The 18,967-nt window shown below is 64.1% G+C and carries 16 protein-coding genes; 1 reads left to right on the forward strand and 15 read right to left on the reverse strand.

What is annotated here, in order from left to right:
- Positions 1 to 11: 11 nt before the first annotated feature.
- The 10 genes from ACIPZG_RS09530 to ACIPZG_RS09575 form a co-directional block, all read right to left on the reverse strand.
- Complete coding sequence (locus tag ACIPZG_RS09530; RefSeq protein WP_400712698.1) at positions 12 to 1,367, reverse strand: SPFH domain-containing protein; 1,356 nt, start codon at positions 1,365 to 1,367, stop codon at positions 12 to 14.
- 57 nt (positions 1,368 to 1,424) lie between these two features.
- The gene (locus ACIPZG_RS09535; protein ID WP_400712701.1) at positions 1,425 to 2,468 is read right to left on the reverse strand and encodes a TerC family protein; all 1,044 of its coding nucleotides are present in this window, start codon (positions 2,466 to 2,468) and stop codon (positions 1,425 to 1,427) included.
- Positions 2,469 to 2,630: 162 nt separating this feature from the next.
- Positions 2,631 to 3,653, reverse strand: a complete 1,023-nt coding sequence (locus ACIPZG_RS09540; protein WP_400712704.1) for a methionine ABC transporter ATP-binding protein — start codon at positions 3,651 to 3,653, stop codon at positions 2,631 to 2,633.
- Positions 3,654 to 3,671: 18 nt separating this feature from the next.
- The gene (locus ACIPZG_RS09545; RefSeq protein ID WP_400712707.1) at positions 3,672 to 4,451 is read right to left on the reverse strand and encodes a MetQ/NlpA family ABC transporter substrate-binding protein; all 780 of its coding nucleotides are present in this window, start codon (positions 4,449 to 4,451) and stop codon (positions 3,672 to 3,674) included.
- 25 nt (positions 4,452 to 4,476) lie between these two features.
- Entirely contained in the window at positions 4,477 to 5,142 is a 666-nt protein-coding gene (locus tag ACIPZG_RS09550) for a methionine ABC transporter permease (RefSeq protein ID WP_400712710.1), read from the reverse strand.
- Positions 5,139 to 6,512, reverse strand: a complete 1,374-nt coding sequence (locus ACIPZG_RS09555; protein WP_400712713.1) for an LLM class flavin-dependent oxidoreductase — start codon at positions 6,510 to 6,512, stop codon at positions 5,139 to 5,141. Before ACIPZG_RS09555 ends, ACIPZG_RS09550 begins: the two co-directional genes overlap by 4 nt.
- A gap of 10 nt (positions 6,513 to 6,522) precedes the next feature.
- On the reverse strand, positions 6,523 to 7,746 hold the full coding sequence (locus tag ACIPZG_RS09560) for an SfnB family sulfur acquisition oxidoreductase (RefSeq protein WP_400712716.1): 1,224 nt from the start codon (positions 7,744 to 7,746) through the stop codon (positions 6,523 to 6,525).
- A gap of 197 nt (positions 7,747 to 7,943) precedes the next feature.
- On the reverse strand, positions 7,944 to 9,251 hold the full coding sequence (locus ACIPZG_RS09565) for a substrate-binding domain-containing protein (protein WP_400712719.1): 1,308 nt from the start codon (positions 9,249 to 9,251) through the stop codon (positions 7,944 to 7,946).
- A 237-nt stretch (positions 9,252 to 9,488) separates the two neighbouring features.
- On the reverse strand, positions 9,489 to 10,001 hold the full coding sequence (locus ACIPZG_RS09570; RefSeq protein ID WP_400712722.1) for a nuclear transport factor 2 family protein: 513 nt from the start codon (positions 9,999 to 10,001) through the stop codon (positions 9,489 to 9,491).
- 156 nt (positions 10,002 to 10,157) lie between these two features.
- A complete protein-coding gene (locus ACIPZG_RS09575) occupies positions 10,158 to 11,276 on the reverse strand; it encodes an amidase (protein WP_400712725.1) in 1,119 nt (372 codons plus the stop codon).
- Positions 11,277 to 11,448: 172 nt separating this feature from the next.
- Here ACIPZG_RS09575 and ACIPZG_RS09580 point away from each other — a divergent pair, with 172 nt between their 5' ends.
- Complete coding sequence (locus ACIPZG_RS09580) at positions 11,449 to 11,928, forward strand: MarR family winged helix-turn-helix transcriptional regulator (RefSeq protein ID WP_400641977.1); 480 nt, start codon at positions 11,449 to 11,451, stop codon at positions 11,926 to 11,928.
- A gap of 36 nt (positions 11,929 to 11,964) precedes the next feature.
- Here ACIPZG_RS09580 and ACIPZG_RS09585 read toward each other — a convergent pair whose 3' ends face one another.
- The 5 genes from ACIPZG_RS09585 to ACIPZG_RS09605 form a co-directional block, all read right to left on the reverse strand.
- A complete protein-coding gene (locus ACIPZG_RS09585; RefSeq protein ID WP_400712728.1) occupies positions 11,965 to 13,284 on the reverse strand; it encodes a hypothetical protein in 1,320 nt (439 codons plus the stop codon).
- Positions 13,285 to 13,450: 166 nt separating this feature from the next.
- Positions 13,451 to 13,849 carry a c-type cytochrome gene (locus ACIPZG_RS09590; RefSeq protein WP_400712731.1) on the reverse strand — a complete coding sequence of 133 codons (399 nt, stop codon included), beginning with the start codon at positions 13,847 to 13,849 and terminating at the stop codon, positions 13,451 to 13,453.
- 208 nt (positions 13,850 to 14,057) lie between these two features.
- Positions 14,058 to 14,972 carry a transcriptional regulator FeaR gene (gene feaR / locus ACIPZG_RS09595; protein WP_400641974.1) on the reverse strand — a complete coding sequence of 305 codons (915 nt, stop codon included), beginning with the start codon at positions 14,970 to 14,972 and terminating at the stop codon, positions 14,058 to 14,060.
- Positions 14,973 to 15,265: 293 nt separating this feature from the next.
- Complete coding sequence (gene mrdA, locus ACIPZG_RS09600; protein WP_400712734.1) at positions 15,266 to 17,158, reverse strand: penicillin-binding protein 2; 1,893 nt, start codon at positions 17,156 to 17,158, stop codon at positions 15,266 to 15,268.
- A 266-nt stretch (positions 17,159 to 17,424) separates the two neighbouring features.
- Positions 17,425 to 18,933, reverse strand: a complete 1,509-nt coding sequence (locus ACIPZG_RS09605; protein ID WP_400712737.1) for a TolC family protein — start codon at positions 18,931 to 18,933, stop codon at positions 17,425 to 17,427.
- Between the last annotated feature and the right edge of the window lie 34 nt (positions 18,934 to 18,967).

Here is an 18,967-nt window from a genome sequence, read left to right on the forward strand (position 1 = left end):
GCTAATTCAGGTTACGGCGTCTTAAAATCAACCGCCAAATCCCTGGCAGCCTTGGTCGCCAACACGCTCATAAGCTTACTCATCTCATCCTGACGACCAACCCCTGCCTCCGAGCCGCCCCCCATCATCACATTCGGCACCGGTGCCTTCGCCGCCGCTTCAGCCCAAGCCCGATTGATCTGTACCAGTGCATCGAGCTTGGTCTGCAGCGCACCATCCGCCTTGATCGCTGCCTCCCGCGCATACGCTTCCGCATCGGCGGTGACCTTGGTGGCCTCGGCATTGACCCGGGCCTTGTCGCGTAGCAGTTCAGCAGTCTGCTTGTCGATTTCGGCGCGGCGCTTTTCCCGTTCGGCGTTGATCAGTGTCAGCTGCTTCTCGGTTTCTGCTTCGGTGGTGCGTTCGATCTGCTGGCGCAGGCTCTCCTGGCGCTTGGCCTCGACATCCTTGGCACCTCGGGCAGACACCAGTTCCTTTTCCTCTTCTTCCTTGAGCCGGTTCTGCCGCGCGACGGCAAGCTCCGCCAACGCCTGCTGCACCCTTACCATGCGCTGCTGATACTGCGGATTGGGATCGATATGGGTGACCCTGGCGTCCACGACTTCGACGCCGAACAGGCGAAACTGCTGCTGTTTGCGCAGCTCCTGGCCGTCTTTGTCGAGCTTCTTCTCGATGATGAAGCGGGTCGCGGAATTATCACCAAAGCTGCCTTGCTCCGTGCCTGACTGGAGAATGGCCGTTTGCGCAGGGTAGTTGTCGCGTTGCACGCGAATCTCCTTGCGGCTGGTCAGGTACAGGCCATTGCGCAGCTGGTTCTCGAACTCGGCGCCGAAATGGCTGCGGTTACCGGCGTAGTAGTCATCGGCGCTCATCAGCGAGGCCGTGGCCTGCAGCGTTTCCTTGACCGCAGGCAACAGTGCGCGCTGCAGGAAGTTGTCTGGCGTGCGGTATTCCTGGGCGATTTTCAGGAAGGCCTCGCCCGAGGGCAGGCGGAACTGGGTGCTGAATTCGGCCTTGGCATCGACGTTGCCCAAGAACACGATGGGCAGGTTGTCGAGGGTTACCGAGGGGTGACCGCTGCGGGCATCTTCCGAGCTGTCGGCTTGCAAGGAAGATTGCACGCCGATGGTTCGGCGCCAGGCCGTGCTGCGGCCAAACCATTTCGTGGCGTAGCCGACGTCTTCGACCACTTTCTCTTCGCCGAAAAGGGTACGCACGTGGGTCATCTGACCCGCTTCGTTGTAGAAGTACACGCCGTTGAACAACGCCGCCAAGGCACCCACGGTGAGAACCGGGATGCCAATGGCGGCGATGAGTTTGCGACTGACGCGAAATTGGGTGAAATCAGGTATCGGCAGTTTTTGCATGAGGCACTCCTTGTGCAGGGAGCGCGCATGCTGACTAAGGGGGAAGTAGTGCCACAATCAGTCGATTCCCCTAGGTTTTGTAGGAAAGTTCGACTGTGATTTTGCCCGTTCGGCATCACATTCCGGTTTTTCTCCCCGCGTCTTGATCAACGACACCAACACCCCACCCAGCAACAACCCGAACGTCACCCCTAGCGACAGCAGCGCCGGCACCTTGCCGATCATGCCGTGGTAGAAGATCTTGCAGCCAATGAAGATCAGCACCAGCGCCAGCGCGTACTTGAGGTACACGAACCGGTGCATCAAGGCCGACAAGGCGAAGTACAGCGAGCGCAAGCCCAGAATCGCGAAGATGTTCGAGGTGTAGACGATGAACGGGTCCTGGGTGATGGCGAAGATCGCCGGCACGCTGTCGACGGCGAACACCAGGTCGGCCAGCTCGATCAGCACCAGCGCCAGGAACAGTGGCGTGGCGTAGCGCAGGGCCTTGCTCTGGCCGGGTGGAGTGAGGCGGACGAAGAAGTGCGCGCCATGGATCTGGTCGGTCACGCGGATGTGCCGGCGGACGAACTTCAGCACCGGGTTGTTGGCCAGGTCCGGGTGGCTGTCCTCCTTGGAGAGGGCCATCTTCACCCCGGTAAACAGCAGGAACGCACCGAAGATATAGAGCACCCATTCGAAGTTCTGCACCAGCGTCGCGCCCACGCCGATCATGATCGCGCGCAGGAACACTACGCCGAGGATGCCCCAGAACAGCACCCGGTGCTGGTAGCGGCGGGGGATGGCGAAGAAGCCGAAGATCATCGCCATGACAAACACGTTGTCCATCGACAGCGACTGCTCGACCAGGAACCCGGTGTAGAACTCCAGCGCCGACTGCGCGCCCAGCTCGTGCCAGACCCACACACCGAACAGCACACCCACGCTGAAATAGCCTGTGTACAGCAGCAGGCTCTCGCGCATTTCGATTTCACGGTCCTGGCGGTGCAGCACGCCCAGGTCGAGCACCAGCAAGCCGATGACGATGGTAATGAACACCAGCCACAACCAGGTGCTGGTGCCGAGGAATGGAGTAGTGAGGAATGTCTGTAGAGCCGTCATGAGCCCCTCCTTGAATGTCGACGTTGCATGGCAACAGTGATCCGACATGGCGGCGCGGTCGCCGTCAGAGGGGCCCGGTATCACATGTGTTTGAGCCTAGACCCATTGACGCGTGATGCCGAATGGCGCGCTGTTACAAAACTTTGCCTGGAATGGCAGAGGTCAATGCACCCACTGCGCCCAGTCGGCAATTGCTCGCGCCCGTTGCAGCAGCTCTGGAGCAGAAGCCTCACCGGCCACCGCCAGGCGTAGCCTGCCCAGGGCCCGGCCCTGTATGCGCTCGATCGACCCTTCCAGTAGCCGCACCTGCGAGCCCAAAGCGCTGGCCAGCAACCCCAGGTCAGGTTCGATGCCTTTCACACCCGTGAAATGCAGCTCCAGATGCGCGTGCCCGGCAGCCTCATCCGTAGCCTGCCGCGGGCGCTCATGGCTGGCCAGGAGCAACTGGCTGACCGCATGCTGCGGCGCGCCGAACACCTGCCAGACCTCGCCCTGTTCGACCACGCTGCCGTGCTCCAGCACGGCCACGCGGTCGCACAGGTCGCGGATCACTTCCATCTCGTGGGTGATGAGGACGATGGTCAGGCCCAGCCGCTGGTTGATATCGCGCAGCAACGCAAGAATGGCGCGGGTGCTTTGCGGGTCGAGCGCCGAGGTGGCTTCGTCGCACAGCAGAATGTCCGGTTGCAGCACCAGGGCCCGCGCGATTCCCACACGCTGCTTCTGTCCGCCCGACAGTTGGGCCGGATAGGCATTGGCCCGGTCGGCCAGCCCTACCAGTTGCAGCAACTCTAGGGCGCGGCGTGCGCGTTCCTGGGCCGGCACGCCGGCCATCTGCATCGGCAGCTCCACGTTTTCAGCGACCGTACGGCTGGCCAGCAGGTTGAAGTGCTGGAAAATCATCGCGACCTTGCGCCGCAATTGGCGCAGGCCAGCGGTGCCGAGGGTGGCAATGTCCTCGCCCTCGATCAGCACCTGCCCGTCACTGGGCGTTTCCAGCCGGTTGATCAACCGCAGCAGGGTGGACTTGCCTGCACCGCTGCGGCCAATGATCCCGAACACCTCGCCCTGGCGGATGTGCAGGTCGATACCCGCCAAAGCTGGCAGGTCGCCATAGCGTTTGTGGATGCCGCGCAACTGCAGTTGCGCGGTTGCAGCCAGGACTTCTTGTGGGAAGCGGGTCATGGGTGGCGTTCTCGCTGATCAGAAGCCCGGGGCGATCTGCCCTTTGTAGCGGGTCAGGATGAAGTTGCGGACCTCTGGCGAGTTCAGCGCCTTGGCCAGTTTCTGCAGGCCTTCGTCCTGCAGGTTGTCCGGGCGTGCAACCAGGTACTCGACGTACAGGTCCTTGCCTTTTTCGACGATCAGCGCGCTGCTGGTATCGATGCCAGCTTCGAGGGCGTAGTTGGCAAACACGAAGGCCAGGTCCACCTGCTTCACCGAGCGCGCCAGCATGGCGCCTTCCAGTTCGCGGATCTTGAAGTGGTGCGGGTTGGCGGTGATGTCGCGCTGGGTCGACTGCGGGTTGCTCGGGTCCTTTAGGCTGATCAGCCCGGCTTCGGCCAGCAGCACCAAGGCACGGCCGGTGTTCACCGGGTCGTTGGGGATGGCCACGCTGGCGCCGTCGGGCAGCTCGGCGAGGGTCTTGTACTTGGCCGAGTAGGCGCCGAAGGGTTCGATGTGCACACCGACCACCGGCACCAGGTTGGTATGGCGGGTCTTGTTGAAGTCATCGAGAAACGGGCGGTACTGGTAGTAGTTGGCGTCCAGGTTCTTTTGCGCCAGTTGCAGGTTGGGCTGGATGAAGTCGTTGAACACCTTGATGTCGAGGTCGACGCCTTCCTTGGCCAGGGTCGGTTTGACGAACTCGAGGATCTCGGCGTGCGGTACCGGGGTGGCGCCGACCACCAGGTGTTCGGCGGCCTGCGCCGCAAAGCTGTTGGCGGCGATGAGTGTGGCGAGGGCAGCAAGGGTCTTTTTCATGGGAGTGATCCTGAAGGTATTGAAGTCAGCGTCGGGTGAAGTGCCGAACCAGGCGGTCACCGCCCATCTGCAGTGCCTGTACCAGCACGATCAGCAGCAGCACGGTGACCACCATCACGTCGGTCTGGAAACGTTGATAGCCAAAGCGAATGGCCAGGTCGCCCAGGCCACCGCCACCGATCACCCCGGCCATGGCGGTGTAATCCACCAGCACGATGGCGGTGACGGTGACGGCTGCGAGCAGGCCGGTGCGGGCTTCGGGCAGCAGGGTGTGCCAGATGATCTGGCGGATGCTGCCGCCCATGGCCTGGCTGGCCTCGACCAGGCCACGGTCGACTTCACGCAGGGCGGTTTCCACCAAGCGTGCGAAGAATGGTGTGCAGCCCACTACCAGCGGCGGGATGGTGCCGCGCACGCCCAGCGAAGTACCGGCCAGCACCGTGGTGAGCGGGATCAGCACGATCAGCAGGATGATGAACGGCAGCGAGCGCAGCACATTCACCACCATCGACAGCAAGCGATACAGGGGGGCATTGGCTAGCAGTTGGCGTTGCCCGGTGAGGTACAGCAGCACCCCCAGTGGCAGCCCGAACAATACCGTGAAGCCCAGCGCCGCACCGAGCATGCTCAGCGTGTCGATGCAGGCCTGGAGGATTTCCGACCCGTCCAGGTTCGCCAGCAGCTCGCTCATCGCCGTGCCTCCTGGCGCAGCGTCGCCACCGGGTGTGGTCCGCGCAGGCGGTCACCCTGGCCGAACAGCTTGTTGCGCAGGGTGCCTTCGGCGTATTCGCGCTTGAACAGCCCGCGTGCCTGCAACTCCGGCACCAGCAGGTCGACCACGGCGGTGAAGGTTTCCGGGGCCACCACACTGGCCAGGTTGAAGCCATCGACATCGGTGTCCTCGACCCATTCCTGCAACTGGTCGGCTACCGTCTGTGCCGAGCCGACCAACACCGGCCCGTCGCCGCCGATGGCGCAGTAGTCGGCGATTTCGGCGGTGGTCCAGGTGCGCGAAGGGTCGGCCCGGGTGAATGCCTCGATGACGGACTGGATAGCCTCGCTAGGTACTTCGCGCAGCACCTGATCGGGCTCCAGCTTGGCAAAGTCGATGCCCGTCCAGCCCGACATCAGGGTCAAGGCCCCCGTGGCACTGGCGTATTCGCGATACTCGCGCAGCAAGGCGAGGGCGGCTTCGTCAGTGGCCGCGACGATCACCGTCAGTTGCTCGAAGATCAGCACGCTGTCGGCAGCCCGGCCTGCCGCGACGGCGGCGGCGCGCAGGTCGGCCACCTGCTTTTTCAGCACGGCCTTGCTCGGTGCGGCGACGAACACGCATTCGGCGTTGGCGGCGGCGAATGCCCGGCCACGGCTGGAGGCGCCGGCCTGGTAGAGCACCGGCGTGCGCTGGGAGGACGGCTCGCTGAGATGGAAACCAGGCACCTTGAAATAGGTACCCTCGTGCGCGATGCCATGCACCTTGCGCGGGTCGGCGTAGACGCCGCTGGCGCGGTCGGCGCAGACCGCATCGTCTTCCCAGCTGGTCTCCCAGAGCTTGTAGCAGACCTGCAGGTATTCCTCGGCCAGGGCATAGCGCTGGTCGTGGCTCAACTGGTCGCGCTGGCCGAGGTTGCGTGCACCGCTGGCCAGGTAGGAGGTGACGATGTTCCACCCGGCGCGGCCTTGGGTCAGGTGATCGAGCGTGCTCATGCGCCGGGCGAACGGAAACGGGTGCTCGAACGACACCGAGGCGGTCACGCCAAAGCCCAGGTGGCGTGTGGCGGCGGCCATGGCCGGCACCAGTTGCAGCGGGTCGTTGACCGGTACCTGGGCGGCGCTGCTCAAGGCGGCGTCGGCGCTGGCGCCATACACGTCGTACACCCCCAGGACATCGGCGATGAACAGGCCATCGATGCAGCCGCGCTCCAGGGTTCTGGCCAGTTCCGTCCAGTAGTGGATATCGGTGTAGCGTGTGGCCTGGTCGCGCGGGTGGCGCCACAGGCCGGGCGACAGGTGGCCGACGGTGTTCATGGCGAAGGCGTTGAGGCGAATCTGTTTGGTCATGGCGCGGGCCTCAGTTCCAGTCGTGACGGGCCGGCTTGATGCCGTTCAAGGCCCAGTTGCCAACCAGGTGGTACTTCCAGCGCACGGGGTCGTGCAGGGTGTGCACGCGGGCATTGCGCCAGTGCCGGTCGAAGTTGTGGCGGGTCAGCGAGGAGCGTGTACCGCCGAGCTCGAACAGGCGGTTGCTGGCTTCGATGGCGGCCTCGGTGGTCAGCACCTTGGCCTTGGCCACAGCCAGCGAGGCGGCGGCGACGTTGTCTTCGTCCGGCGCCGGCTTGGCCGCATCCAGTGCCCACCCGGCACGCTCCAGCAAGGCCTCGGCAGCCTCCTGGCGGATTTCCAGGGAGCCGACCTGGATGATGGTCAGCGGGTCATCGCCGGCGCGCTCCACCTTGGCGTCTATCCACGGGCGGGCGTGCTCGCGGACGAAAGCGATGGTGTCATCCAGCGCCGCCCGGCCAATGCCGGCATCGATTGCGGCGGTGGTCAGCTGGGCGAACGGCCCGGCCAGGGTCGGGCGTTCATAGGAGCGGTAGCTGGGGAACAGGTTGAAGGCCGGCACACGCAGGCCGTCCAGCAGTACCGTGCCGCTTGAAGTGGTGCGCTGGCCCATGCTGCTCCAGTCATCGACGATGACCAGGCCGGGTGTGCCGCGCTGTACGAACGCGAGCTGGGCCCGGCCTTGTTCGTCCAGAGCGAGTACGCCGATCCAATGGGCGTACAGGGAGCCGGTGCAATAGCCTTTGCGGCCATCGATGCGATAGCCGTCGGCCTCGGCGACCAGGCGGGTGCTGATGTCCTGCACCGTCTTGCCGCCGGTTTCCGAGAGCGCGTTGGCGAAGCGATTGCCTTGCAAGGCCAGGTCGAAGAAGAACCGCTTCTGTTCGTCGGTGCCCTGCAGGCGGATGTCTTCGAGCAGGCAATAGTGGTTCTGCGGGATCTGACCGAGCGAAGGGTCGGCGGCGGAGACGATGGCGATGACCTGCGCCAAGGTGGCGAAGGACACTTCGGCGCCGCCATGTTCACGTGGGACGGTGATGCCCCACAGGCCGCTGTTGGAGTAGGCGTCGACGACGTCGGCGGGTACCTCACGGTTGCGGTCGCGTTCGGCGGCCCCTTCACGCAGCAAGGTGGCGACGCGGTGGGCGACGCTGAGGGCTTCGGCGTCATCGGCGATGACGTGAGCGTGGGGGGGGCGGATGTCGTAGTCAGCAGAGAGGGTTTCAGTCGGCATGTTGACCTCGGAGACTGGATGGTTGAATCCATGTCTGCAGGGGCCATGCCAGAATCAAATGCCTTTTAAATCAGGCGATTGGCGCGAAAACTCGGTTTCTTGTGTTGCGCTGCATGAAGAAGTGTTGAAGGCCTGTTCGCGGTGCAACAGTTGCCGTCTCAACACCCTGCTTCGCAACACCCTGCTGGCTGTAGGCCTCAGTACACCCACACCTCCACCCGACGATTGCGCAACCGCCCTTGTTCCAGGTCGTTGCCCGCCACCGGCAGCTCATCGCCCATGCCGGTCACTTCCTGCACTTCGACGCCCTCGCGCGCCAGCTCGCGGCGCACCGCTTGGGCCCGCAGGCGCGAGAGCAGGGCCGCGCGGCCTGGCGTTTCCTTGGGGTCGCCAAAGCCCACCAGTACGGCTTTGCTTTGCAGTTTGCCGGCCTGGCGCAGGTAGTCGGCCACCCGCTGTACATCGCGCAGTGATTTGTTATCGAGGCTGGCGCTGCCTTCCTGGAAGCGAAAGTTGACGCTCAGGCGCTGGGCCTGCTGGGCCAGGCTGCGGTAGCGCGGCGGCATATCGGCCTGGGCGGGCACCGCTTGTGCGTTGATCTGCTGGGAAACGAACCCCTGCTCGGCGACGATGGCCTGGCCGGCCGGGCTTTGCGCGAAGTCGGCCAGGGCCTTGGCCTGTGGCTTGGGATTGGCCGGCAAGTACAGGTACAGGCGCCGCGACAGCGGGTAGTCTTCACTGGCCACCAAGGGGCGCTCCGGCAGCATCGCCGGGGCGTCGCCTTCAGCGATCGCCAGCACCTTGGCGCCGTGTACCGACGTCAGGCTGCTGAAGCCGATGGCCTGGCGATCGGCAGCGACCTTTGCGGCCAGTTCGTCGCTCGCCTCGAAGCGCTCAATCCTTGCCGCCAGCTCGGCGTGGTTGGGCTCCAGCACCAGGGCCTTGAAGGTTTCGAACGTGCCGGAGCGGTCGTCCCGGGCATACAGGTGAATGGCCCCGCCTGCCACGCCCAGCTGTTCCCAGCGCTGGATCTGGCCGGCATAGATCTGGGCCAGTTGTCGCGTGCTCAGTTGGGGCAAGGGGTTGTCGGGATGGACGATCACCGCCACGCCATCCAGGCCGATCACTTGTTCGGCACGGACCGCACGCAGGTTGCCCAGCGCCTTGAGCTGGCGTAACTCGGCGTCGCTGATGGGGCGCGAGGACGCCGCCAGGTCCGCGTCGCCACGGCCGAGGGCGACGAAGCCGGTGCTTGAACCGTGCGCCGCGATGTCGATGCGCAGCGGCTGGCCGTGGGCGTCGCGGGCGGTGATCACGGTTTCATTGGTCATCGCACCTGGCCGTTGCTCGATGGCCGTTGCCTTTTCGGCGCGCAGTTGACCTTGGACCAGCGCCGGCAGCAGGGTAGCCCCGATGGTGTTGGAGCCTTGCACGCGCAGGTGCGCAGGCTCGGCGACGGCTGTCAGGGGCAGCAGGGGAAGTAGCAGGAGCAGCAGGCGAAGCATGCCGGGCAACCTTTGGCATAGAGTTGCCCGGCAGATTACGACGGTGGCGTGACCGAAATGTGACAGGTCGGTGGCCTGAGAGCGCGCCGATATCAAGCGCGGAGGGTTCTCTGTGGGAGCGGGCTTGCCCCGCGAAGAGGCCGACTCAGACACTCGAGCCGCTTGGCACGGGCTTCGCCCGTGTTCGCGGGGCAAGCCCGCTCCCACAAGTACCGCGGCTGCTTTCAGAAAGCTGTTTCACCGCTCAGGCACTGGCAGCGCCGCCTCGCTGTTCCATTCACTCACCGGCCGGCTGAACAAATTCTCGGTCTGGAAATGCGCCATGCGCCATTGCCCTTCTTCCAAGGCGAAGCGCACCGTCAGCCGCGCAGCGTTCAAATGCGACGCGCCATCGGCGAACGTGCTGGTCTGCAGCATCACCCAGCGGCCCAGGCCCTGATCACCCTCGGCCTCGATTACCTCGCTGGTCAGGAAGTGCACATTCAAGGCGAAGTGCGCCGGGGTTTTCATGTAGGTGGCGAACATCGCACGGATCGCCTCGCGGCCCCGGTAGCCGCCAAAGCTGGCGGCATACTTGGCCCCTTTGCCTTCCCACACGGCGTCACGGGTGAACAACCCGGCCAGTTCGTCCAGCGGGGTGTTGGCGTCGAGCTGATCGCACAGTTCCATGTAGCGGTTGATGCACACGCGGATCGCCTGCTGGCTTTCGAAGCGTTGCAGGCGGGCTTGCAGGTCATGGATATCGGACATTGGTATCAGATCTCTTTGTAGGAGCGGCCTTGCGTCGCGAAAGGGCCGCATAGCGGCCCCAGCGATTTATGCGACGCTGCTGGAAACCTGGGGCCGCTTTGCGGCCCTTTCGCGACACAAGGCCGCTCCTACAGGGCGCGAAAGTGGCCGACAGATTCAGTGGGTGGAAGAGAGGTTGAGCAACAGCCGCTCGGCCACGGCCAACAGTTTTTCGTCAGCGCCCTTGGCCGCCACCAATTGCAGGCCGACCGGCAACCCGGCGGCACTGCCCAGCGGAATACTCAAGGCCGGGTGCCCCGACAGGTTGAACGGCCGCACCAGCGAGGTCATGCCCAGCACCGCACGGGTGTCGGCAGCTTCTTCGAGGCGCAGCGGGAAGTCGGGCATGGTCGGCAGCGCCAGCACGTCGAAGCTGGCCAGGGCCTGGTCGACTTCATCGGTGAAGCGACGACGCACTTCTTCGGCCTCGGCCAGCGCGCTGTCGGTGGTCTTGCCCGCAGCGGCCAGGCGGCCGGCGATATCGGCGCCGACCTTGCCGGTTTCCAGCAAGTGGCCACAGCCCTCGAAGGTTTCGCGGTTGATCACCACCATGCCGGCGTCATAGGCCGCGCCGAAATGCTTCAGTTCGACATTGCCCAGCGGCAGGCCGCTGGCCGTCAGCGCACCGTGCACCACCTTGTGGATGGCGGCCTCGGCGGTGACCCGCAGCACGCCAATGCGGGCCTTGGCCGGCACCTGGGCGGGCACGAAGGTGGGGTCGATCATGCTCATGGCCCGCACCAGCATCGGCAAGCTGGCAGCAAACGGGCCGACGCAGTCCAGGCTGCTGCGTGCCGGCATCACGCCCTTGCGGCTGACGCGGCCAAAGGTCGGTTTGAGGCCGAACACACCGCAGCAGCAGGCCGGGATGCGCACCGAGCCACCCGTGTCGGTGCCCAGGCTGAAGTCGGCCAGGCCTGCGGCCACGGCCGCCGCCGAGCCACTGGACGAGCCGCCGGGAATACGCCCGGGGAAGCGCGGGTTGGCCGCGGTACCGGTGTAGTGGTTGATGCCGGTGGTGCCAAACGCCAGCTCGTGCAAGCTGACCTTGCCGGTCAGGCGCGCACCGTTGGCCAGCAACTGGCTGACCACTTCGGCATGCCGTTCGGCCAGCGGTGCCTGCTCCAGCGCCTGGCTGCTGGCACGGGTCGCGGTACCGGCGACATCGATGGTGTCCTTGACCACGACACGGGGGCCGGCGCCGCCCAGGTCGAGGGTTTCAACTATGATTGTCATTGTTATCAAACCTTTTCGGGAAAGGATGCCGGACCACGGTCCAGCGCTTAACATGCGTGGCAAATACGTGAAATGTCAACTGAATATTCCAGTATTGTGTGGCGTCTGCCGGTAGCCAAATGCGCGGAAACGTCTATGATGGCGCGACTATTTCCGCACAAGTAGTGAATCGATGAGCAACTCGAAGAACACAGGCCATAGCCACCACGACCCGGCCAGCGAAGATTTTCGCAAGGAAGATTTCCCTTTCTACTGGCTGGCCCGTGTGCATGGTCGCTACACCCAGAACATGGAACGTCTGCTCAAGAAGATCGACCTCGACGTGCCGCGCTGGCGCGTGCTGTGGATCCTCAACGAGAACGGTGAATCGAGCATTTCCGAGATTTCCACCCACGCCATCGCCAAGCTGTCGACCATCACCAAGATCGTCTACCGCATGAAGGACGACGGCCTGGTCGATACCTCACCCAGCCCGGAAGACGGGCGGGTGACCCAGGTGCGCATCACCGAGGTCGGCCTGCAGAACATCGAGCGCATGCAGGATGTGACCCGCGAGCTGTTCCAGCGCAGCTTCAAGGGCTTGACCGAAGCCCAGGTGCAGCGGCTCAACCGCATGCTGGAAGTGGTGTTCCACAACCTGGAAACGCTCTGACTGCCAAGGGGCGCACTGCGCCCCCTGTGCCCCTGCTCAGAAGGTACTGACGAACACCACCTGGGTGTACAGGTTGTTGTTGTCGTTACCCAGTTGCGTGCCGCCCTGTTCGAAGCTGCGGTCAGGTTGGTACAGGCCCACCAGCGGCACGACCATCAGGTGATCGTTGATCGTCCATTCCGCGTACACATCCAGCTCGCGACCGTCCGCGTTGCCCAGATTGCGGTCGATGGTGTCGAACTTGAACCACAGGGCGCCGAGGTTCAGCGACGGGGTAGGGCTGACGGTCAGGCCTACCTTCTGGATCCGTGCATTGCTGTTGAACGGGCTGGCGTAGTTGCCGGCCACTTCGCCCTGGAACCAGGTGCCCAGTCCGCGGCCAAGGCCGTAGAACAGGGTGTCGTACTGTTCCGAGAAGCGGCTGTAGCGGTAGCTGACGTTCGGCTGCCACGGCAGGTCGGCGAAGGTCCAGCCGGCTTCCAGGTACCAGGCATCCTCGGTGCTGGTGTGGGGTTTGTCCTGCTTGGCGTATTCGCCTGACAGGAACAGGTTCTCCACCCCGGCATTGCCTTGGCCGCGCAGGCTGTAGGTCTTCATGCCGTCACGTTCCAGCTGTTGCCCCGAGGCGTACTGTTCGTCGACGTGGGTGGTGCCGATGTAGGTCAGGCCGACGGTGCCGGCCTCTGCCACGTGCTCCAGGGTGGCCACGTGCATTTCGGTGTTGGCCTGGGCACGGTTGTCCGATTGCAACCACATCAGGTCGCCGCGCCAGCCCTGGCTGCCGCCCAGGCGCAGCACGGCGGTCTTGTCGAAGCTCTTGCGCGCGGCCAGGTAGTAGGCGCCGCCACGGTTGAACTCGCCGTCGGCCAGGCCGTTGCCGACGTTCAGCGAATCGCCCTGGATCAGGAAGCCGTCACCGACTGCCACCATCTGTTTGCCGAAGGACAGGTCGATGCCGTCCTCGCCCAGCATTGGCACCAGGTTGCCGGACTTCCAGCCGAGATAAGCGTCCTCGATCTTGGTCGTGCGTTCGCTGCCGTCGCTGAAACCTGCCGCGTCGCCATCGCCCCAGGTGCCGGAACTGAGCAGGGCGAAGGCGCCGTACATCGAACCGGCAGCCCCGAGACGCTGGTCGCCGCTCAGTCCGTACTTGATGTAGCCCTCGCGCCACGACGTGGAGCCTTCCTGGTCGCGGGCGATGGCGTAGCTTTCCTCACTGTGGAACGCACCGAACACCGCTTCGATATTGGCGTTGAGGTGGCGCTCGGCGTCGCCGTAGAGCTCCAGGGCGGACGCCTGCAGCGAGACCCCGGCGAGCACTGCGGCCAGGGTGAGACGGAACGGGCGGTGCAGCATGGTCTGGCTTCCTTTGTTATGGGTTTGGCAGAAGTTCCGAAGACATGCCAAGGATCATGCAGGAAGCCCCAACGCAGGTTTTTGCCCTGGCTGCCAGTTGCCTTTGGCAGCGTGCCAAAACGCCAAAGGCCCCATTGCGGGGCCTTTGGTGGACAAGTGCGGGGGGTTACTTGAGGCTGGCGAGGAAGCAGGTCACCGCCTGCCGCTCGGCGGCATCGTGCAAGCCGGCATAAGGCATGTAGGTGCCTGGCACGGCGGCTTGTGGTTGTTCGATGAAGGCACTGATGCCCTGTGCGGTCCAGGCGGCCTGGCGCGACTTCATGGCTTGCGAATAGTTGGCGCCTGGCACGGTCCCTGGGGCACGGCCCAGTACAGCGTGCAGGTTGGGGCCCATCATCGTCGGGCCGTTCTTCTGGGCCGAGTGGCACGCCGCGCAATCACGGGCGAACACCTGTTCGCCTTGCTGGGCTTGTGGGACTGCGCATTCTTCGGCCAGTGCCAGGGGGCTGGCCAAGGTGGCAAGCAGGAAAGTTATGGCGAATTTGCTGGGGATGACGGTCGACATCAGTACGGTTCCAGGGTTGTTTCTTGTTGGTCTATGACTTGATTGTGCGCCAGCCTGGCGCACCGGGTTTTGCTCTGCCTGCCAGGCTGTTTGCCAGGGTTGCCAGGTGGGGTGTCTGTACCTGCCTCTTCGCGGGACAAGCCCGCTCCCACAAGATCAACTCAAGCCATCAGAGCCGAGGAAATCCTGTGGGAGCGGGCTTGATCGATCAGTTGGCGTGGCGCTTGCGGTACTCGCCTGGGGTCATGCCGAAGCGGGCCTTGAACGCAGTGCTGAAATAGCTCGAATCGGAGAAGCCCCAGGCGTAGCCGAGCGACGAGACTTTCTGGTCCATGGCCGGGTTGCGCAGGCTTTCGGCGCAGAAGTCGAGGCGGCGGTTACGGATGTACTGGGCGATGACCAGCTCGTGCTTGGCGAAGATGCGGTACAGGCTGCGCATGGAAATGCCCACTTCGCGGGCGATGAATTCCGGGCTCAGGCTCTCGCAGGTGATGTTCTGGTCGATCAGTGCCAGGGCCTTGCGGAACATGCGCTCATGGCTGCCGGGTATGGCGTCGTGGCTGATGGCCGGACGCAGCAGAGCGATCAGCGCGTCGAGCACCGCCAGGCTTTCGTTGTTGGCCATGTACTGGGTACGCCCGGCTTCTATCATCATCTGCCGGGCCATGCTGGCCAGCGGCGTTTTCGCCTCGATGCGCTTGGCACAAGCCACGCCGACGCCGCGGGTGCCGCTTTGCACCTGGGCGCGCGGCAGGATCAGCGACAGTTGCCGCGAGCGTTGATGGAAGTGCATGTCCAGCGGGGTGCTGGCGTCGATCAGGGTCAGGTCGCCGGCCTGCAGTTCGATGCACGCTTGCTGGTGCTCGATGCGCGAAGTGCCGGCCAGTTGCAGCACGGCGTAGTAGTTGTCGGCGCCACTGGCACGGATTTCCCGCTGGCCGCGGAACAGGTTGACCTGGGTCATGTCGACGATGCTCATGGAGATCTGGCCTACCTGGCATTTTTCCAGTTGGCCGACGAAGCCTGGGTCGAGCTTGCGGCCGTTGAAATGGCCGCAGGCTTCATTGACCTGGCTGAGCCAGGACTGGAAGTGGTCGTCGGTAACACGGCTTGCAGGGGTCATGGATGCCTCGCACGGTATGACGTGGAACGGATCGCTTGGGCGAACTCTTGGAATTTGGGTTATGCATTACTATTCACTTGAATATTCAAGCAAAAAACGGGCCTGAAAAAGCGCTTGATTCTCCAATAACTGACTCAAGTTATTGATAACAAAGCATTTAAAATAATTTAGTGGAAGCGCGCGGGTGCAACCGATGCGCGCGAAATACCGCGTTTCTGCTTCCACTTGTAGCAATTTGAAACGAAAGTGTTTCCGAGGCGGGCAGCGTGCCGGCGATGGGCTGCTCAGCAGCCCTAGGTGTGCGGTACCTGCCTGGCCACCGCCCCGCCCGCATACTGCGGCTTCAGATGCCCCTGTTCATCCAGCAGATAGGCATCCATCACCTCCCGCACCACCGGCCCCGCCACCCGACCGCCGGCCTCGCCGTTCTCGATCATCACCGCCACCACCACGCTGGGATGGTCCGCCGGAGCGAAGCCTACGAACAGTGCGTTGTCACGGTGCCGTTCGAGGGTCTTGTTGCGGTTGTAGCGCTCCCCCTGCTTGATCGCCACCACCTGCGCCGTGCCGCTCTTGCCGGCAATGCGGTACTGGGCGCCGGCAGCGGCGGCGCGGGCGATGCCGCGCGGGTCGTGCATGACCATCTGCATGCCCTGGCTGACCTGGTCCCAGGCATGCCGGTCGTGCAGCACGATGTCGGGCATCGGGTTGGGGTCGAGCGGGGTTTCGCCACCCACGGTCATGGCCAGGTGCGGGCGATGCCATACGCCCTTGCTGGCCAGCAGGCTGGTGGCCTGGGCCAGCTGCAGCGGCGTGACCTGCATGTAGCCCTGGCCGATGCCCAGGATGAGCGTTTCGCCGGGGTACCAGGCCTGGCGGCGGGTGGCCCGCTTCCATTGGGCCGAAGGCATCAGCCCCGGGGCTTCCTCGAACATGTCCAGCGAGACTTTCTGGCCCAGGCCGAACTCGGCCATGTAGTCGTGCAGGCGGTCGATGCCCAGCTTGTGCGCCAGGTCATAGAAGTAGGTGTCGTTGGACCGCATGATGGCGGTGTACATGTCCACCCAGCCGTCGCCGCTGTGGTTCCAGTTGCGGTACTTGTGGTCGTAGTTGGGCAGCTCGTAGTAGCCCGGGTCGAACACCCGGCTGCCGGGGGTGATGACGCCGCTGTCGAGGCCGGCGATGGCCACTTCCGGCTTGACCGTCGAGCCCGGCGCATACAGGCCGCGCAGCACGCGGTTGAACAGCGGCCGGTCGATCGAGTCACGCAGGGCGGCGTACTGCTTGAAGCTGATGCCCTTGACGAACAGGTTGGGGTCGAAGCTGGGGTTGCTGACCATCGCCAGCACGTCGCCATTGGCAGGGTCGAGCACCACCACCGCGCCCCGGCGGTCGCCCAGGGCCTTTTCGGCGGCCACCTGCAGGTGCGCGTCGAGGCTCAGGATGATGTCCTTGCCTGGGGTCGGGTCCTGGTGGTTGAGCACGCGCATCACCCGGCCCTGGGCGTTGGTCTCGACTTCCTCGTACCCCACATGGCCGTGCAGCTGGCTTTCGTAGAAATGCTCGATACCGGTCTTGCCGATCGACTGGGTGCCACGGTACTCGGTGCTGTCGAGGGTCTTCGTTTCCTTCTCGTTGATGCGCCCGACGTAACCGACCGAATGGGCGAAGTGTTCGGCCAAGGGGTACTCGCGGATGAACTGCGGCTCCACCTCCAGGCCCGGCAAACGAAACTGGTTCACCGCCACCAGGGCGATCTGTTCCTCGCTCAGGCCGACCATCAGGGTCACCGGCTCGAAGGGTTTGCGGCCGCGGCGCAGGTCCTTGTCGAACTGCTTGCGCTCGTCCTCGCCAAGGCCCAGTACTTCAGCCAGGGTATCGAGCACCTTGGCCGAATCGCCGGCGCGCTCGCGGGTCATGGTCAGGTCGAAGCTGGGTTTGTTGTCGGCCAGCACCACGCCGTTGCGGTCGTAGATCAGCCCGCGCTCGGGGGCGATGGGCAGCACGTGCACGCGGTTGTTTTCCGATACCGCGCTCTGCTGATCGTGCTGCAGCACTTGCAGCACATAGAGCCGGCCGACCAGCACGGCGACCAGGCTGAAGACCAGGGCAGCGCAGGCCAGCAGCCGGCGGTTGACCAGGTGTTTTTCCTGTTCGTGGTCCTTGAGGGGGATCGGCTGGGGCATGGGCGATGGTGTGTTGGCTGAACGCGAAACCTGTGGGAGCCGGCTTGCCGGCGATTACGCCAGGCCAGCCAACATGGATGTAGACGAGTGCTACGCACTCGAATCGCCGGTAAGCCGGCTCCCACAAGCATGCGGGGCGGCGATGCTACGCGTACCGGCGCCGGCCCTCAAGGCAAGGGCCGGCGCCGGGGCAGGGCGCCGGGTGCTTCACCCCGCTAACAAGGCACTCTCGGCGTATATGAAGATTTGTTCATGCGCCATCAGGCTCATTTGCCCGCAGCCATCAGGTTGTCCTGGGTCTGCTTCTCAACTGTGCGCTGGATCTCCCGTGCCAGCGTCTTCACATCGTGCTGTTCGATTTCCTTGGGCATCACCTCGAAGCCGATCGAGTTGTACAACCGGCCCCAGGCCGCCTGGGCATCGGAGTAGGCAGCTTCACGCTGATAGCGCGAAAGCAACAGGCGACCCTCGGCACGGATCAGCTCCAGTTCGCTGCCCAGCGCGGCGCTGCGCGATGACTGGGCGTAGTTGAGCAGGCTCTGGTCCACACGCAGGCTCTCGTCGGCGAACTCCACTTCCTGGCGGGCCAGCTGGTAACGCAGCAGGCCGACCCGGACCTGGGTGAGAATCGCCATGGACAGCGCGGTGCGGCGCATGTCGTCGGTTTTTTCCTGGCTCTTTTCCGCTGCGTTGATATCCGGGTACTGCAGCAGGCGCAGCAGGTTCATCGAGACATTGATGCCGGTCTGATTCCAGTCGCTGTTGTACAGGTACTTGTTGGAGTCGTACTCGTAGCCATAGTTGAAACTCACGTTCGGCCACAACTGCGCCTTGGCGATCTTCAGGTCGTTCATGCTCACGCGCTTGCGGTACCACTCTTCCATGATTTCCGGGCGGCGCTCCAGCGACAGACGCTCCAGCTGCTCGACGTTGCTGGTCAGCAGCGGCAGCGGTTGTTCGTTGGTATCGGCCAACACCATGCGGGTATTGGGCGGCAGCGACATCAGCGCGGCCAGCTCGGCACGGGCGAACTCCAGGTCCTGGCGGCGCACGGTGAGCATGTACACCGAGTCGAGCAGGGCGCGTTGGTAGGCGAGGATGTCCTGGCGAGGCAACAGGCCTCTGCCCTCGGCTTCGCGGGCCGAGGTCAGGGCGCGGTGGGTGCGCATCAAGAGGCCGTCCACTTCCGGCAGCAGGCGCTGGGCACCCAGCGCTCGCCAGTAGGCGTTGCGCACGTCCTGCAGGACATTCTGCGCGACCTTTTCCCGGCGCTCCTCGGCCATCAGCATCTGGTCGTTCTTCTGCTGCGTGCGGAAGTAGGCGACGCCGAAGTCCAGCAAGCTCCAGGACAGCCCGAGGCTGTACAGGGTGCGGTAGCGCTCCTCGGAGGTCGAGGGACGCAAGCTGACCTGGCGGTCCTCGATACCGATTGAGGTGCCGCCGGAGTCGTTGTTGCGCCCGGCGTAGCCGGCCGAGGCGACCAGGCGCGGCAGCATCTCGTGGCTGGACACGTCACGCAGGTCCGAGGCCAGCGCGCTTTCCAGAAGCTTCAGGCGGTAGTCGAGGTTGTATTTCAGGGCCCGCGCCGATGCTTCGTAGAAGGTGATAGGGCCGTTGACCGGCTCCTGCTCCTTGTACATGCGCGCCTGGTCGTCGATCACCCGCTGTCGCATCTCGTCTTCTGTGTAGGGCTTGGGCTCGAAGGCCGAGCAGGCGCTGAGCAGAATGCTGACGACAGTGAAGGTGCTCAGGCTTTTCAATGGCAGTGCTGGCATAGGCGATCCTTGGTCCATCCGTGAATAGTCATCA

It is taken from the genome of Pseudomonas sp. NPDC089395, assembly GCF_044749525.1.
Classification (GTDB): Bacteria; Pseudomonadota; Gammaproteobacteria; order Pseudomonadales; family Pseudomonadaceae; genus Aquipseudomonas.

Excerpts from the sequence above, each read along its gene's own strand:
- ACIPZG_RS09555 (WP_400712713.1), bottom strand. The coding sequence starts at position 6,512 with ATGACCAAACAGATTCGCCTCAACGCCTTCGCCATGAACACCGTCGGC.
- ACIPZG_RS09550 (WP_400712710.1), bottom strand. The coding sequence starts at position 5,142 with ATGAGCGAGCTGCTGGCGAACCTGGACGGGTCGGAAATCCTCCAGGCC.
- ACIPZG_RS09570 (WP_400712722.1), bottom strand. The coding sequence starts at position 10,001 with ATGTCCGATATCCATGACCTGCAAGCCCGCCTGCAACGCTTCGAAAGC.
- ACIPZG_RS09530 (WP_400712698.1), bottom strand. The coding sequence starts at position 1,367 with ATGCAAAAACTGCCGATACCTGATTTCACCCAATTTCGCGTCAGTCGC.
- ACIPZG_RS09575 (WP_400712725.1), bottom strand. The coding sequence starts at position 11,276 with ATGACAATCATAGTTGAAACCCTCGACCTGGGCGGCGCCGGCCCCCGT.
- ACIPZG_RS09560 (WP_400712716.1), bottom strand. The coding sequence starts at position 7,746 with ATGCCGACTGAAACCCTCTCTGCTGACTACGACATCCGCCCCCCCCAC.
- ACIPZG_RS09545 (WP_400712707.1), bottom strand. The coding sequence starts at position 4,451 with ATGAAAAAGACCCTTGCTGCCCTCGCCACACTCATCGCCGCCAACAGC.
- ACIPZG_RS09565 (WP_400712719.1), bottom strand. The coding sequence starts at position 9,251 with ATGCTTCGCCTGCTGCTCCTGCTACTTCCCCTGCTGCCCCTGACAGCC.
- ACIPZG_RS09590 (WP_400712731.1), bottom strand. The coding sequence starts at position 13,849 with ATGTCGACCGTCATCCCCAGCAAATTCGCCATAACTTTCCTGCTTGCC.
- ACIPZG_RS09585 (WP_400712728.1), bottom strand. The coding sequence starts at position 13,284 with ATGCTGCACCGCCCGTTCCGTCTCACCCTGGCCGCAGTGCTCGCCGGG.
- ACIPZG_RS09540 (WP_400712704.1), bottom strand. The coding sequence starts at position 3,653 with ATGACCCGCTTCCCACAAGAAGTCCTGGCTGCAACCGCGCAACTGCAG.
- ACIPZG_RS09580 (WP_400641977.1), top strand. The coding sequence starts at position 11,449 with ATGAGCAACTCGAAGAACACAGGCCATAGCCACCACGACCCGGCCAGC.
- mrdA (WP_400712734.1), bottom strand. The coding sequence starts at position 17,158 with ATGCCCCAGCCGATCCCCCTCAAGGACCACGAACAGGAAAAACACCTG.
- ACIPZG_RS09535 (WP_400712701.1), bottom strand. The coding sequence starts at position 2,468 with ATGACGGCTCTACAGACATTCCTCACTACTCCATTCCTCGGCACCAGC.
- feaR (WP_400641974.1), bottom strand. The coding sequence starts at position 14,972 with ATGACCCCTGCAAGCCGTGTTACCGACGACCACTTCCAGTCCTGGCTC.
- ACIPZG_RS09605 (WP_400712737.1), bottom strand. The coding sequence starts at position 18,933 with ATGCCAGCACTGCCATTGAAAAGCCTGAGCACCTTCACTGTCGTCAGC.